General features: G+C 56.4%; 9 protein-coding genes, 1 tRNA gene and 1 rRNA gene. 4 read left to right on the top strand and 7 right to left on the bottom strand.

The annotated features are described in order from the left end of the window. Positions 1-6 precede the first annotated feature (6 nt). From M4951_RS19745 to kdsB, 3 genes are all read right to left on the bottom strand, one after another. Positions 7-441 (bottom strand): DUF1844 domain-containing protein, encoded by a 435-nt coding sequence (locus tag M4951_RS19745; protein ID WP_262023347.1) that lies wholly within the window; start codon positions 439-441, stop codon positions 7-9. A 24-nt stretch (positions 442-465) separates the two neighbouring features. After that, positions 466-2,112 carry a CTP synthase gene (locus M4951_RS19740; RefSeq protein ID WP_262023346.1) on the bottom strand — a complete coding sequence of 549 codons (1,647 nt, stop codon included), beginning with the start codon at positions 2,110-2,112 and terminating at the stop codon, positions 466-468. Positions 2,113-2,295: 183 nt separating this feature from the next. Beyond that, complete coding sequence (gene kdsB, locus M4951_RS19735; protein WP_262023345.1) at positions 2,296-3,075, bottom strand: 3-deoxy-manno-octulosonate cytidylyltransferase; 780 nt, start codon at positions 3,073-3,075, stop codon at positions 2,296-2,298. 200 nt (positions 3,076-3,275) lie between these two features. On the opposite strand from kdsB, the gene glmS reads away from it, so the two are divergent. Together glmS and M4951_RS19725 are read left to right on the top strand one after the other, a co-directional pair. After that, positions 3,276-5,150, top strand: coding sequence for a glutamine--fructose-6-phosphate transaminase (isomerizing) (glmS, locus tag M4951_RS19730; RefSeq protein WP_262023344.1), 1,875 nt, complete (start codon positions 3,276-3,278; stop codon positions 5,148-5,150). Between the two features lie 104 nt (positions 5,151-5,254). Then, positions 5,255-6,982 carry a zinc-ribbon domain-containing protein gene (locus M4951_RS19725; RefSeq protein WP_262023343.1) on the top strand — a complete coding sequence of 576 codons (1,728 nt, stop codon included), beginning with the start codon at positions 5,255-5,257 and terminating at the stop codon, positions 6,980-6,982. Positions 6,983-7,016: 34 nt separating this feature from the next. On the opposite strand, the gene M4951_RS19720 is transcribed toward M4951_RS19725, so the two are convergent. Then, positions 7,017-7,379 (bottom strand): thioredoxin family protein, encoded by a 363-nt coding sequence (locus M4951_RS19720; RefSeq protein ID WP_262023342.1) that lies wholly within the window; start codon positions 7,377-7,379, stop codon positions 7,017-7,019. Between the two features lie 671 nt (positions 7,380-8,050). Between M4951_RS19720 and M4951_RS19715 the strand changes: the two genes are divergently transcribed. Together M4951_RS19715 and M4951_RS19710 are read left to right on the top strand one after the other, a co-directional pair. Then, positions 8,051-9,561 (top strand): 16S ribosomal RNA (locus M4951_RS19715). Between the two features lie 333 nt (positions 9,562-9,894). Next, positions 9,895-10,824: a metallophosphoesterase family protein gene (locus M4951_RS19710; RefSeq protein WP_262023341.1), complete on the top strand. Its 930-nt coding sequence runs from the start codon at positions 9,895-9,897 to the stop codon at positions 10,822-10,824. A gap of 464 nt (positions 10,825-11,288) precedes the next feature. Here M4951_RS19710 and M4951_RS19705 read toward each other — a convergent pair whose 3' ends face one another. The 3 genes from M4951_RS19705 to M4951_RS19695 form a co-directional block, all read right to left on the bottom strand. Continuing rightward, on the bottom strand, positions 11,289-11,801 hold the full coding sequence (locus tag M4951_RS19705; RefSeq protein ID WP_262023340.1) for a hypothetical protein: 513 nt from the start codon (positions 11,799-11,801) through the stop codon (positions 11,289-11,291). A 225-nt stretch (positions 11,802-12,026) separates the two neighbouring features. Further along, positions 12,027-12,111, bottom strand: a tRNA-Leu gene (locus tag M4951_RS19700). Between the two features lie 85 nt (positions 12,112-12,196). Then, positions 12,197-13,741 (bottom strand): PP2C family protein-serine/threonine phosphatase, encoded by a 1,545-nt coding sequence (locus tag M4951_RS19695; protein ID WP_262023339.1) that lies wholly within the window; start codon positions 13,739-13,741, stop codon positions 12,197-12,199. Positions 13,742-13,993: the final 252 nt, after the last annotated feature.

The raw sequence follows: 13,993 nt of genomic DNA, 5'->3' as shown, positions 1-13,993 counted from the left end.
AGGATCTTACTTCTGCGCTTGCTGCGACATCGCAAAGTAGCCCATGCGTAGATCGTGCAGTGCGTGTTCTAGCATCTCCGCTTCGTCGGGCGAGAGATTGCCTTTGGTCTTTTCGTCAATCACGCCCAGCAGGTCGATCATGTGTTTTGCCAGCGGCAACTCGACCATGGCTTGGCCTGTTTCGGGATGAGGGATTTGTCCCAGCGCGGCGAAGGCCTGGGTGGCCAGCATCGAGATGAGCATCCGGAAATCGGGCGGCGGGAGTTTGCTGGGATCAAACTTGGCGCTGTTGTCGGAAGGAGCAGCGGCGGCCGGTTCTTCCGCTGCTGGCGGCGCTTCGGGCGCATCTTCGGCGCGTAGTTTTTCCTTCTCTTGCTCGACCTGTTCTTTCCAGTCCGAGTCGACGATGATCTTTTTTTCTGCTTCGGAGTCGCCGTTCATGGGGTTCGCCTCTGTTGCTGTCGATTACGTTTCGGCTGTTTCTTCGGTCGGTGAAGCGTTGGGCGCCGACTTGCTGCGGCGCACAATTGCGGCGGCGACAAAGCTGGCGAAGAGCGGCTGCGCCTTAATCGGTTTCGATTTGAATTCGGGATGGAACTGGACCGCGACAAACCAGGGGTGGTTTTCGTTCTCGATGATCTCGACCAGCGAGCCATCCGGTTTTAGTCCCGAGAATCGCAGCCCGTGCTTGGCGAACTGCTCGCGATATTTGTTGTTGAACTCATAGCGATGGCGATGCCGCTCGTTGATCGATTCGTGGCCGTACGCTTCGTGCGCGTGGGTGCCGGGAACCAACGAGCAATCTTGGGCGCCCAGTCGCATGGTCCCCCCTTTGTCGGTGATGTTCTTTTGCTCGTCGAGCAAGCAAATCACCGGGTGCGGCGAGTCTTTAGAGAACTCGGTCGAATGAGCTCCTTCCAGGCCAACCACATTGCGGGCGAACTCGATCGCGGCGCACTGCATCCCCAGGCAAATGCCCAGGAACGGAATGTCGCGCTCGCGAGCGTAGCGGATCGCATCGACTTTGCCTTCAATACCGCGTTCGCCAAACCCGCCGGGAACCAGAATGCCGTCGTATCCAGAGAGCAAACGTTCGGCGCCTTCCGATTCGATCGCTTCGCTTTGAATGCGGCCGATGCGGATTTGCGAGCGATGGGCGATTCCAGCGTGATCGATCGCTTCGTAGATCGACTTGTAGGCGTCTTTGTGTTCGGCGTATTTGCCGACGACGGCGATGCTGATTTCGGTCTCCGGATTACGGAGCGTGTGCAAGATCTCTTGCCACTGCGTCAGATCGATATCGCCGCGAGGAAAACCAAACTTTTTGGCGATCAGGTGATCGAGCCGGTTCTCGTGCAGACTCAAGGGGACTTCATAGATCGAGAAGTCTTTGTCTTTCTCTTCGATGACCGCTTCGATCGGCACATTGCAGAACAGGGCGATCTTTTCGCGATCGTCATGACTCAGATTGCGTTCGGTACGGCAAATCAAGATGTCGGGCTGGATACCGATTTCGCGCAATTGACCGACGGAGTGCTGGGTCGGCTTGGTCTTCAGTTCGGCGGCCGCCTTGAGATAAGGGACCAGCGTCAGGTGGATATAGAGACAGTTCTCTTTGCCGGCGGTCAGCGAGAATTGCCGAATCGCTTCGAGAAACGGTTGGCTTTCGATATCGCCGACCGTGCCGCCGATCTCGGTGATCACGACATCGGTTTCTTCGTCCCCGAGCTTCTCGATGACGCTTTTGATTTCGTTGGTGATGTGGGGGATCACCTGGACGGTTTTGCCCAGGAACTCGCCGCGGCGTTCTTTGTTGATGACCGAAAGATAGATCTGGCCCGTCGTGTAATTGGCGTCGCGGGTCAGAGGGCTATTGGTGAAGCGCTCGTAATGTCCCAGGTCCAAGTCGGTTTCGCTGCCGTCGTCCAGCACATAGACTTCGCCGTGCTGATAGGGGCTCATCGTGCCGGGGTCGACATTGATATAGGGGTCGAGCTTTTGCAGTTTCACGCGCAGCCCGCGTTGCTCGAGCAGCATGCCGATGGAAGCGCTGGTCAACCCTTTGCCGAGTGAACTGACCACGCCGCCGGTCACGAAAATATGCTTGGTCATGAACCTTCCCTGCAAGTGCAGAACTACTGCTGCTAGCGTAAACCGAGAGACGTCACCGCCAGACGATCGGCAGTGATCGATAATTTGCGTCAGAAATCCCTAATCGCCCTTAGGCAGTTGCTTAAGGGCGTGAAAGACGCAAGAGACTGGATCGGCCAGGACCGTCAGCCCTGGGGCTTTATCTTAGCAAGCAAGCTTGCGGCTGACAAATGCCGCATAGTCGCCGGGAGTATCAATGCCGGAGGACGCTTCGTTGACGACGCCGACATGAATGGACTCGCCCATCGACAGAACTCGAAGCTGTTCCAGGCTTTCCAGCTTTTCGACCTCGGTCCGCGGCGCCGCGGCAATCCGTAGCAGAAAATCACGGCGGTAGGCGTAAATCCCCAGGTGCATCAAAAAGTGGGGGGGCTCGGCCTGGAGGATGGCGTCATCCCATTCTCGCACGAACGGAATCTGGCTCCGGCTGAAATAGAGCGCTTTCCCTGTTTCATCGCAGATCACTTTGACGCAGGCCGGGTCGGCGAGCAGCGCTTTGTCGCGGATCGGCGTCGCCAGCGTTCCCATATTATGGCCCGGGTTTTCCTCCATCAGCTTGATCAATGCGTCAATCGAGGTCGATGCGATCTCGGGTTCGTCTCCTTGGACGTTTAACAGCAGGTCATACTCAGGCAATTGCTGGGCCGCTTCGGCCAGACGATCGGTTCCGCTGGCGCACGACTCGCTGGTCATGATCACATCGCCGCCAAATGCCAGCACGGCGTCGCGGATTGACGGGTGGTCAGTCGCAATGACCACTTTTTCGGGGCGCAACGCTTCGATCGCCGCTTCATAAGTATGTTGGATCAACGGTTTGCCGGTTTCGGCCAGCAGCATCTTGTGCGGCAAGCGGGTCGACGCCAGACGAGCCGGGATAATAACCGCAGTACGAAGACGGAGACGAAGTGGAGCTTGGGGCGACATAACGACCTTCCTTGGCCTAAGAAAACAGATTTCGATCGCTGGATTGTAAATTCGGATTAAATAAAACAACTAGACCAATTTCTCCCATCCGCCTATTCGATGTTCTGAGATTGGCCAATATTTGCTAGTTTGCCAGGATCGGGGCGGTACCCTTTTCGGGGTTTTTGCCCCCATTCGGTTCGTCTTATCGGGAGCGTGCGATGTGCGGCATCGTTGGAGTAGTCGGAGATCGACAAGCGGTTGATTTTATCGTGCAGGGGCTTCGTCGGCTTGAATATCGGGGTTACGACAGCGCCGGGATCGCCGCCTTGGACCCGGGTGACGCCGAGATCAGCGTTTGCAAAACCGCCGGACGAATTGACAACTTGGCCGCGCGTCTCGCCAAGCAACACATCGTAGGCGCCGCCGGAATTGGCCATACCCGCTGGGCGACGCATGGCCCGGCGACGGAAACCAACGCCCATCCGCACGTCGGCCAAGGAGGCGAGGTCGTACTAGTGCATAACGGCGTGATCGAGAATTACGCCAAGCTGAAAGAGACGCTGATCGCTCGGGGTTATGAGTTCGCCACCGAAACCGATAGCGAAGTCATCGCGCATCTGCTGGAAGAATGCCGTCGCCGTCGACTGGCTAACGCCAAACCCCAGGCAGCTCCGACTGACCAGCAGTTGATCGATATTGTGCAAGACGCGCTGGTCCAACTGCGCGGCACCTATGGCTTGGCGATCTTGTTCAAGCAGCGTCCCGATTTGATTGTCGCGGCGCGTCTGGGAAGTCCGTTGGTGGTCGGCGTCGCCGATGATGTCCATTATTTGGCGAGCGATGCATCGCCGCTGGCCGGGTTCACCGACAAGATTGTTTACTTGGCCGATCATCAAATCGCGCTGCTCAAAGCCGACTCGTTGCAAGTGCGACATCGCGATCATGGCGCGATCGAGCATAGCGTCGAAGTGATCGAGATCGACGCGTCCGACGTCGATCTGGGCGACTACGAACATTACATGCTGAAAGAGATTTTCGAGCAGCCGCAGTCGATCGAAAATACGATGCGCGGGCGGCTGAGTCTCGACGATGCGACCGCGGTGTTCGGCGGATTGAATCTTTCGCCGCAAGAGCTGCGCGGCGTCGATCGAATTCTTTTGACCGCCTGCGGCACCAGTTGGCACGCGGCGCTCGTCGGCGAGTACATCATTGAAGAGATGGCCCGAATTCCGGTCGAAGTCGAATACGCGTCGGAGCTGCGGTATCGCAATCCGCCGACGCCGCGGCGGACGCTGGTCTTTGGGATCACGCAAAGCGGCGAAACGGCCGATACGCTCGCCGCGCTGCGCGAAATGAAACGCAAAGGACATCCCACGCTGGCGATCTGCAACGTGGTCGGCAGCACGATCGCGCAAGAAGCGGACGGCGGCATCTATTTGCATGCGGGTCCAGAGATCGGAGTCGCGTCGACCAAGGCCTACACGTCGCAACTCGCCGTGATGGCGATGCTGGGGCTCTATTTTGGTCGGCTGACGCATCTTAGCTTTGACCAAGGGTATCGCATCATCGAGTCGCTGCAGAAATTGCCTGCCGCGGTCGAGAAGGCGCTCGAGTCGAACGACACCGCACGCAAAATCGCCGAGAAGTACCAATCGGCGACTAACTTTCTGTATCTCGGTCGGCACTTTAATTTTCCGACAGCGCTGGAAGGCGCGCTCAAGCTGAAAGAAATCAGCTACATCCATGCCGAAGGCTACCCTGCCGCCGAGCTGAAACATGGACCGATCGCGCTGGTCGACGAGCAAACGCCGAGCGTCTTTATCATGCCGCGCGGCGTCGTCTACGATAAAGTGATGTCAAACCTGGAAGAGATCAAGGCTCGCAGCGGTCCGGTGATCGCGATCGCCAGCGAAGATGACGACCAGGTCGCTAAGATCGCCGACGACGTGATCCGGATTCCGATGGTCGACGAATTTTTACAACCGATCGTTTCGATCATCCCGCTGCAACTGTTGGCCTATCACATCGCGCAGCTGCGCGGCTGCGATGTGGATAAGCCGCGCAATCTGGCGAAGAGCGTCACGGTCGAATAGTTCGCCTCCGCCGCCGCGGCCTGATTCACCTGGATTTGACTTGATTTTCCCGCCGCGGCGGGATATCACGAAATTTCTCGTCAATTTCAAATCAGGGGCAAATAATGCCGATTCCGGTCGAGTGTCCGCAATGTCGCGGAGCGTTTCAGGTAGCCGATAAATTCGCCGGCCGCAAGATTCGTTGTCCGAAGTGCAAAGCCGCAGTGATCGAGATCGCTGCGGTCGCGCCAGAATCTGCGGCGCCGTCTCCCCCGGAAGATCTGCTTAGCGGGCTGGATGACGTGTTCGCCGACGAGATCACGTTAGCGCCGCCGCCGAAACGACGAAGTTCCGCTAGCGGTCAACAAGCGATGCGGACCCTATTGATGGTTGGCGGCGGTTTGTTGGGGGTTGTTGTTTTGATCGGCGGCCTGGCGATCGCCGGACTGTACGCCTGGGATGTCGCCAGTCAGTCGAGTTCGCGTCAAGCCCCGCCAACGCCAGAGGCTGTTGCGTTAGAGGGCGAAGCGGGATCTGATTCAAGCGTTTCTGCGACGGGTGCTGCTCCGTTTGCCGCTGATTCGGGAATGACCGATCCGAATCAGAGCCAGGGTTTTCGCCCTAAAAATTACCCGATCGAATTGACGTTTCCGGCAGGACCGATCAAGCGGGAGCAAGTCGCCGGGCTTGAGCAATTTCGCTGGGAAGTTCCCACGGAATACGATGTCTCACGCGGCGTCTTTACCGAGGTCAAATTGATCATCGTGCCGCGGACAGGGAACGACACCGACAAGGAGGCGATCGAAGCGGCCAAGCAGCGCGTTCGTCCACTTCCCCCCGACGAAAGCCAGGTCAAAAATCCGCGCCAGCACAATACGATGATCAACGGCCATCCCGCTTTCATGGTGATGTTTGAGATGCCGTCGCGACGCACGCGGAACTTCGGCGTTTACGTTTCAGATCAAAAGGCGGTTTGCATTTTGTTGGCGACGGCTGACGCCAATTTGCCTCCATATAAGTGGCAAGAGATCGTTCAATCGATTCGATTTCCGCGTGTTGTTGCAGAGGTTCCCCCGGTAAAAGTGGAGCCTCCCAAGGTTGCAGCGGCGCCGAAGCCGAAACCGACGATGCCGGAACCGCCGAAGGCGGCAAGTAGAACGAGATCCATTCTTGACTCACCTGGAATCGCCGCGGAAGTCGCGGCGTTTTGGAGCGGAGGAGTCAAAATGCGCTCTAGCCTTCATCCGTTTGAAATTGAATTTCCTTCAAATAAGGTCATCGCCTTTCCTAAGGCGCGGAACGAGGACGGTAAGAAGACGGCTGTGCATTATCTGCAGCGGCTCGACTCAGGATTGGTCGATGGCGAATTCATCTTGACCAACGATTTAACGCGATTTTTCGCCACGGTCGTTGATGTGAGAGTGGGGCCGCGGCCGGAAGACAAAACGGACGAAGAACTTGTAAAGTCGTTAATCGACACGGCGTCACGAGGCATTGCGCAGGGCGTGCTGATGGAAGCGAAGGAAACTCAGCACGAAGGCTATATCGCCGTCGATATGGCGTCCGCCATCGAATCGGACATTGCGGGGGTGGTGGTTTTCGAAAGATACCGGGTTATTCTTCACCCGACTGGCGTTTACTTGGTCATGGTTCGAGGGAAAAAAGCGAGTGCCGGGGGAGATCGATTTATCAATTCGTTCCACTTCCTGGATGAACCCGGCAAGCCGGGAGACGGTTCGCGGCTGATCCCTGTCGCCGTCTTCGATGGCGCCCTGCCAACGAGGCGTAACCTTGCGGGGCAAGCGGACCCGGACGGGCGATATTTTTTATGGGAAGAGATCCCGGTTCAGTAACGCTCTGCGTGTCGTCCGAATCGCGAGATGACGTCTACCACCACGGAAACAGCGACTTCACCGACCCCGGCGAGCTAGTTCGTCCCACTTCTTTCCCATCGCGGACATACACAAACGCCGGAATCCCGCGAATGCCGTACTTTTGCGCTAGTTCCGGATCGTTGTCGACGTTGATCTTTTTGATCGGATAGCCCTCGTCCCGCAGTTGCTCATAGGCAGGTTGCGCGCGTCGGCAGGCTCCGCACCAAGGGGCCGAGAAGAAGTAGACCTTCCCTTCGACTTCGTGCGGCTGGGGAGGCTGCGGCAGCTCGATGCGATCGGCGTACATCACAAAGACGACGCCGATGGGCAGCATGAACGTGGCGAGCGCAATGAGCAAAACGACCGGTTTGGGCATCGGATCATTACCTGGGGCGATGCGAAAAGCGGGAAAAACGGTTCCTCAACCCTAGTACTTCGTTCCCCGCTTGCCGCTCATTGGGATCTACCGATACCCAATTGAGCGACTTTCTCAGAGCGACGATCCGCCTGATCCGAACAGTCGTTAGAAACCGGTAGCGCCGCGGGCTGAATCGGAGCGTGTGAAAGTTCGATTTCAGATGGCAATTTTGGCGCGAGGCGATGCAAAATCGAAGGTCCAAGCGGCCTCTAGGAGAGGTTTTTGCAGAATCCGGCGAACTTTTTCAGATCACAATGAGTCCTGTTTTCTCGGTGTTTACGCGTTTTCAGACAAAAAAAACGTTCGCCGTAACGGTGGCCCGTTGACGCCCCGGTTTGTTCTGGTAATCTTTGTCCTTCCCAAGTGGTTGCTGACGCGGCCAAGGGGGAAACCCAAAACCGAGAGACAACGTTTCTCGGGCTTTGATCTTTGACAATTTGGTTGTGACCTCTGTTAAGTTCGGCGTGAGACTGGACTTCACTGAGACCGATTCAGGCCTTCGGGTTGGAAGGAGTTTCAGGGAAGACAATCACGATGAACTGTATTTGAATTGTTTTGCAAAGAGCAGTTCAAACGCTTTAACTGTTGCTCATAAGCGATTCGCTTCGGCGAGTCGTACAAGCATATAACAATTGAAGGGTTTGATTCTGGCTCAGAATGAACGTTGGCGGCATGGATTAGGCATGCAAGTCGCGCGATAACTGAGAGAGCTTGCTCTCGAGGGGACAGCGGCGAAAGGGAGAGTAACAGGTGGTTTATCTACCCTCGGGTTTGGGATAGTGTCGGGAAACTGGCAGTAATACCAAATAACATCTACGGATCAAAGTTCCGGCGCCCGGGGATGAGACTGCTCACTATTAGCTTGTTGGTGGGGTAATGGCCTACCAAGGCGACGATGGTTAGCGGGCGTGAGAGCGTGGCCCGTCTCACTGGGACTGAGATACTGCCCAGACACCTACGGGTGGCTGCAGTCGAGAATCTTTGGCAATGGGCGCAAGCCTGACCAAGCGATGCCGCGTGCGGGATTAAGGCCTTCGGGTTGTAAACCGCTGTCAGAGGGGAAGAAATTTTGACTGATCCTCAGAGGAAGGACGGGCTAAGTTCGTGCCAGCAGCCGCGGTAAGACGAACCGTCCGAACGTTATTCGGAATTACTGGGCTTAAAGGGTGCGTAGGCGGCCTTACAAGTCAGGTGTGAAATCCCACGGCTCAACCGTGGAACTGCGCCTGAAACTGTAGGGCTTGAGGGAGATAGGGGTGAGCGGAACTGATGGTGGAGCGGTGAAATGCGTTGATATCATCAGGAACACCGGCGGCGAAGGCGGCTCACTGGGTCTCTACTGACGCTGAGGCACGAAAGCTAGGGGAGCGAACGGGATTAGATACCCCGGTAGTCCTAGCTGTAAACGATGAGCACTGGATCGAGGGGACTCCCACATCTTCTCGGTCGTAGCGAAAGTGTTAAGTGCTCCGCCTGGGGAGTATGGTCGCAAGGCTGAAACTCAAAGAAATTGACGGGGGCTCACACAAGCGGTGGAGGATGTGGCTTAATTCGAGGCTACGCGAAGAACCTTATCCTAGTCTTGACATGTTTAAGAATCTCCCTGAAAGGGGAGAGTGCTCTTCGGAGAGCTTTTGCACAGGTGCTGCATGGCTGTCGTCAGCTCGTGTCGTGAGATGTCGGGTTAAGTCCCTTAACGAGCGAAACCCCTATCTCTAGTTGCCAGCGAGTAATGTCGGGGACTCTAGAGAGACTGCCGGTGTGAAACCGGAGGAAGGCGGGGATGACGTCAAGTCCTCATGGCCTTTATGACTAGGGCTGCACACGTCCTACAATGGTGCGAACAAAGGGACGCAAACTCGCGAGAGTAAGCAAATCCCAGAAAACGCGCCTCAGTTCGGATTGCAGGCTGCAACTCGCCTGCATGAAGCCGGAATCGCTAGTAATCGCGGGTCAGCATACCGCGGTGAATATGTTCCTGAGCCTTGTACACACCGCCCGTCAAGCCACGAAAGTGGGGTGCACGCGAAGTCGCTAAGCTAACTCGCAAGAGAGGCAGGCGCCGAACGTGAACTCCGCGATTGGGACTAAGTCGTAACAAGGTAGCCGTAGGGGAACCTGCGGCTGGATCACCTCCTTTCTAAGGAAAACTGTTCGATGATTCAGGAAGACTCACACTTCCTTCTAGCGACGCTTACTTCGGTAAGCGGCGTGGATCGAAAGATCTGCGTCTGTTCAATAGACATCGGACGGTGGGACAGTCTCATACCGCTTAACTAGGTCACAACCATTTTTATAACAAGCTCGTGATAGAAATATCTATCACGAGCTTTTTTTCGTGCGCTGATACCCGGCAATCTTCGGAGCCACGTAAAGTTTCCGTGAACAACTCGCATCGGCTAGAATCGAAACAGCCTGGAATTGCTATCTTGAGAGTTGGAAAACCCGGTACCAAAACGCAGGAGCCGATTCGATGCAACGACGTCATTTTCTCCAACTAGCCGGCGCAACGCTCGGCGGCTGTATGTTGCCGCGTCTGGCTGGCGCCGAGGAAGCGGCAAAGCCGTTTCGTTTCGCTCATTTGACCGACATTCATGTTCAGCCAGAGCTTGCAGCCGGCGAAGGATTTCGTAAGTGCTTAGCGACGGTCAATGCCTTGGAGAAAAAGCCGGAAGTGATTGTCACCGGCGGCGATATGGTGATGGATATTTTCGCCCACAATCGTCAGCGGGCCGACCAGCTGTTTTCGCTTTACGGCGACGTGATCCAAGGGGAAACCGATATTCCGTTTCGCAGCTGCATCGGCAACCACGATGTTTTCGGCTGGTCGCACAAGCAAGATGTGAAACCGGAAGACGCCGAGTTTGGCAAAGGGCTGGTTTGCGAAAAGCTGGGACTCGAAAAGACTTACTACACGTTTGACCAAGGAGGTTGGCGGTTCTATATCTTGGACGACATTCAAATGGCGCCCAACAACCGCTATCAGGCCTATCTCGAAGAAGAGCAGTTCGAGTGGCTGAAACAAGATCTAGAAGCGAAGCCCGTCGAAACTCCGGCGGTGGTCGTTAGTCATATTCCGATTTATACGGTTACGACGTTCGATAACGGCCGCGAAGAAGATCTCGCCTATCGTGTCGGATTTAGCGCCATGTGCCGCGACGCCGCGAAACTGGGAAATTTATTTTCCAAGCACAATGTGAAGTTGGCCCTCTCGGGACATCATCACCAGTTGGAGCGGATCGAATACCAAGGAGTCACCTATATCTGCGGCGGCGCCGTCTCCGGCGGTTGGTGGCGCGGCCCGCATCGCGGCGTGCAGGAAGGTTTTGGTTTGGTCGATTTAAACCCGAACGGGTCTTTCCAGTATGAGTACGTCGACTATGGTTGGACGCCGGTGACGTAGGGAATAAGTATCCGTAGGCTGGGACGCGCCTGTTGAAGTTTTGAGGTTGCGCTATTTCGAATCCATCGAACACTAGCCCGCCAGCGCCAGCGAGGGAATACGGCTCGCCACTTCAATCCGTGTTAGGATCGCCAACTCTATTTCCTCGCTGGCGCTGGCGGGCTAGTGTGACGATTTCCGGTTGATTCTGGCCGTATTAACGTCCTTTATTCGTGTTCGATCGTTCGCGAATTGCAAATAGCGCAACTTCAAACGGCGCGCTTTTGCTTTGTTGCAGTGTGCGAAGTTGCTGGACCTTGACTCGGTCTACGAATATTTCGAGGTGAAAACACGAAAAAAACCGGACTCGTCGTGAGAACGAGCCCGGTTTCTATTGCGCTCGAGCGTGACTCTTTGACGGGGGCCCTGCGCCCGAGCGTGATTCAGTAGATCGAAATCATTTTTCGCCGACAAGGCGAAATCCTCTACACGACCGGGGTCACCGGGGTGGTGGGAATGGTCGGCGTTTCGTGAAAACGTCGCACGGCGAAGTAGCCGACGACCAAAAAGGCGACCAGGACGACCAACTGGGCGATCGCGAACGGCGGTTCCGAGTTTGTCGGCGCTAACGCGTGAAGCGCCGGGATCTTCATAAACGACTGCACCACCAGCACGAAAAAGTTGAAGTAGAACGCGACCAAAGCGGATACGACATACGTGATCCGCCAGCCTGATCGCAAGTGGCCGACATACCGAGCGATCGCCGCGGTCGCCAAAACGATCAGCGACAAAATCCCGATGATGACGCCGGGGGTGAGTTGGAGGTGCGGGAATCCAAAACCGGTCACGCTGGTCAACAGCGTCGAAATGAAAAAGGTTGCGGTCCACGCCGGGTGAGGCCGTGAACTGACAAGGGAATAAGCGAATCCAAAGCCAGAAACGATGCCAACCAGGCTGATTGCGACGTGAATGAGTGTGTAAATCGCGAGAGCGGACATGGGAAAGTTCCTTCATGCGTAAATAGTTTACTCGCCTACCAAAGAGATGCCAGCCAAATGGCCAGGTTACGCGGGGCCTTCGTTCATATCAGCGTGGGCGCTGGACTCCCGGCCAGAAGGGGAGTCGTTCGTAGAGATTGCCCAGGCTACGAATCTCGGCAAGAAAAGGAAAAATCCCATTGCTCGCGGCGCGGTGAAGCGGGCGAAACAATGGGATCTTTAAAGTGGGCTAGACTGGATTCGAACCAGCACGTCCTTTACGGACACTAGGCCCTCAACCTAGCGCGTCTGCCAATTCCGCCACTAGCCCGTGGCTACCACTACAGTCGCTTGCGGCGACCGTAGTGGAACACAATAGTCTAGGAAAACCACCCTGCGGGTCAAGCGGGGGGCGATTACCGATCTGGCCGGCGTTTTACCACAAAAATGGTCTGGTCACACGCGATAGGACGGTGCAGTTTGGCGAGAAGTTCACGCCCTGCCGTCAAAATTCGATCGGCTGGCAATTCCAGGTGCTCACGAAGTTTTTCGGCAAATTGGGAGATCCCGGCTGGACCAGCCTCGTCGAAAAGGTATTCGCGAACGCCGGACGACATCATCGTGATCGCCGAGCCAGGCTTCAGCCGGCGTTCGACAAAGCGGGGATCGACGTCGGTTCTAGCGCCCAATAAGAACGACATTTCCCACAGTTCTTCCCAACCATCCGGCGTGATTAATAGGCCGCAGGTCTCGCCGGCGTTGGCGATCTCGATCAGGCCCGTGTCAGGATGAATCACTCCATAGGAGAGAGACGCAAACCGATCTCCGGCCGAGGTCGACCAGAAGGTGTGATTCACGCGATTGACCAGCGTGCGGGCGTCCGGAGCATAACGACCGTGAGATTTGACGGCGGAAGCCAATTGCCCGGCCATCATCGCCGCTTCCATTTGTCGGCCGTCGGAATCTCCTACGGTGATCGCGAGCGCGCCATCATCCAGCATCGACCAATCATGGAAGTCGCCGCCGGCTTGTTCGGCTTGTTCGGTCCACCCGGCCAGGTCCCAACCTTCAAGCAGCGGTTTGACGTGCGGCAGTTGGTGATCTTGTTGAGCGGCGATCGCCGTCAATTGATGCGTCAGGTCGTGCGAATCTGTCTTATCCTTCAGTAGTACGTCGAGTTCCAACTCGGACGCGATGCGGCCCGCGATGATCTCCAGCGTTTGCGTTTCGGCCGTCGTGAAGTCCCGATATTCTTCGGAGAAAATCCAAAGCGTGCCGATCGGATTGGTGCTGGTCGAAACGGGAATGCAGCAAGCCGAAGGATAGTTCTCGGGGCAGCGCCAATGCGGCAAAAGCGCGGTGTCTTCGAGCACGACGGCGTTGCCGGCAAGCGCCTCAAGGTCGGCGATCGCCGCAGCGAGCGGACGAGCCGGTTCGAGGAAGCGATCAGGCGGCAGATTGAGCGCGGCGCGAAGCTTCAATTCGCTCGTCGAATCGTCCAGCATATAGATCGCGGCGGCCGATGCATGAACGTTTTCCAGCGCTCCTCGCATGACGGCCTGCAGTTTGTCGGCGATATGGCTTTTCGACTGCACGGCCGAGACCGGGATGTTGGCGGCGAGTTCCGCTTCGACGCGGATCATGCCGGTGCGTAGCCGCTGCACTTCCGACATCATTTCAGCCATGGCGCCGGCGATTTGGGCCACTTCGCGAGGAGGCGAAAACTCGGAGTCATCAAGCACCGGTTTGACCAGCAATCGCCCGGTCGTTTTGCCGTCCAGGTCAACCACAGCGTAGCCATCGCCGGCCGAACCAGCGCGGTACTCTAAATGACAGCCGAACGCTTCGACCAAGGCCGCACTCGCGGACGAAAGGCCTGGGAAGATCGCCTTCTCGCCCGAGGACGGTCGCGCCGCTTCGTGACGGTGAATGCGGAGATAGCTGGGAAAGGGCCGAGCCATAGTTGCACGCCAATTGGAATCTGCATTTTTCCATTTCCGCCTCGTCCGTGGCGATAAAAACTCGAGGCGCTGATCCATAGCACCCACAAGCCTGCGTCGACATCCTTCGTCGAACAGTTAGGGAATCGGCGTCACAGCTAGCACGCATTAACTGCTTTTCCTATTTTCACAGATGCGGCGGCAGTTCGTACCTATTACGTGGAGTTTTCACAGGAAGAACCCGTGAAATCGTCACCGCTGGAATTTCGAAAT

Source organism: Blastopirellula sp. J2-11, from assembly GCF_024584705.1.
In the GTDB taxonomy this organism is placed as follows: Bacteria; Planctomycetota; Planctomycetia; order Pirellulales; family Pirellulaceae; genus Blastopirellula.
Note: the sequence above shows the minus strand (reverse complement) of the source record. Positions and strands in the feature narration are given on the sequence as shown.

Coding starts and splice junctions, on each gene's coding strand:
- glmS (WP_262023344.1), top strand. CDS start 3,276: ATGTGCGGCATCGTTGGAGTAGTCGGAGATCGACAAGCGGTTGATTTT.
- M4951_RS19710 (WP_262023341.1), top strand. CDS start 9,895: ATGCAACGACGTCATTTTCTCCAACTAGCCGGCGCAACGCTCGGCGGC.
- M4951_RS19745 (WP_262023347.1), bottom strand. CDS start 441: ATGAACGGCGACTCCGAAGCAGAAAAAAAGATCATCGTCGACTCGGAC.
- M4951_RS19705 (WP_262023340.1), bottom strand. CDS start 11,801: ATGTCCGCTCTCGCGATTTACACACTCATTCACGTCGCAATCAGCCTG.
- M4951_RS19720 (WP_262023342.1), bottom strand. CDS start 7,379: ATGCCCAAACCGGTCGTTTTGCTCATTGCGCTCGCCACGTTCATGCTG.
- M4951_RS19740 (WP_262023346.1), bottom strand. CDS start 2,112: ATGACCAAGCATATTTTCGTGACCGGCGGCGTGGTCAGTTCACTCGGC.
- M4951_RS19695 (WP_262023339.1), bottom strand. CDS start 13,741: ATGGCTCGGCCCTTTCCCAGCTATCTCCGCATTCACCGTCACGAAGCG.
- M4951_RS19725 (WP_262023343.1), top strand. CDS start 5,255: ATGCCGATTCCGGTCGAGTGTCCGCAATGTCGCGGAGCGTTTCAGGTA.
- kdsB (WP_262023345.1), bottom strand. CDS start 3,075: ATGTCGCCCCAAGCTCCACTTCGTCTCCGTCTTCGTACTGCGGTTATT.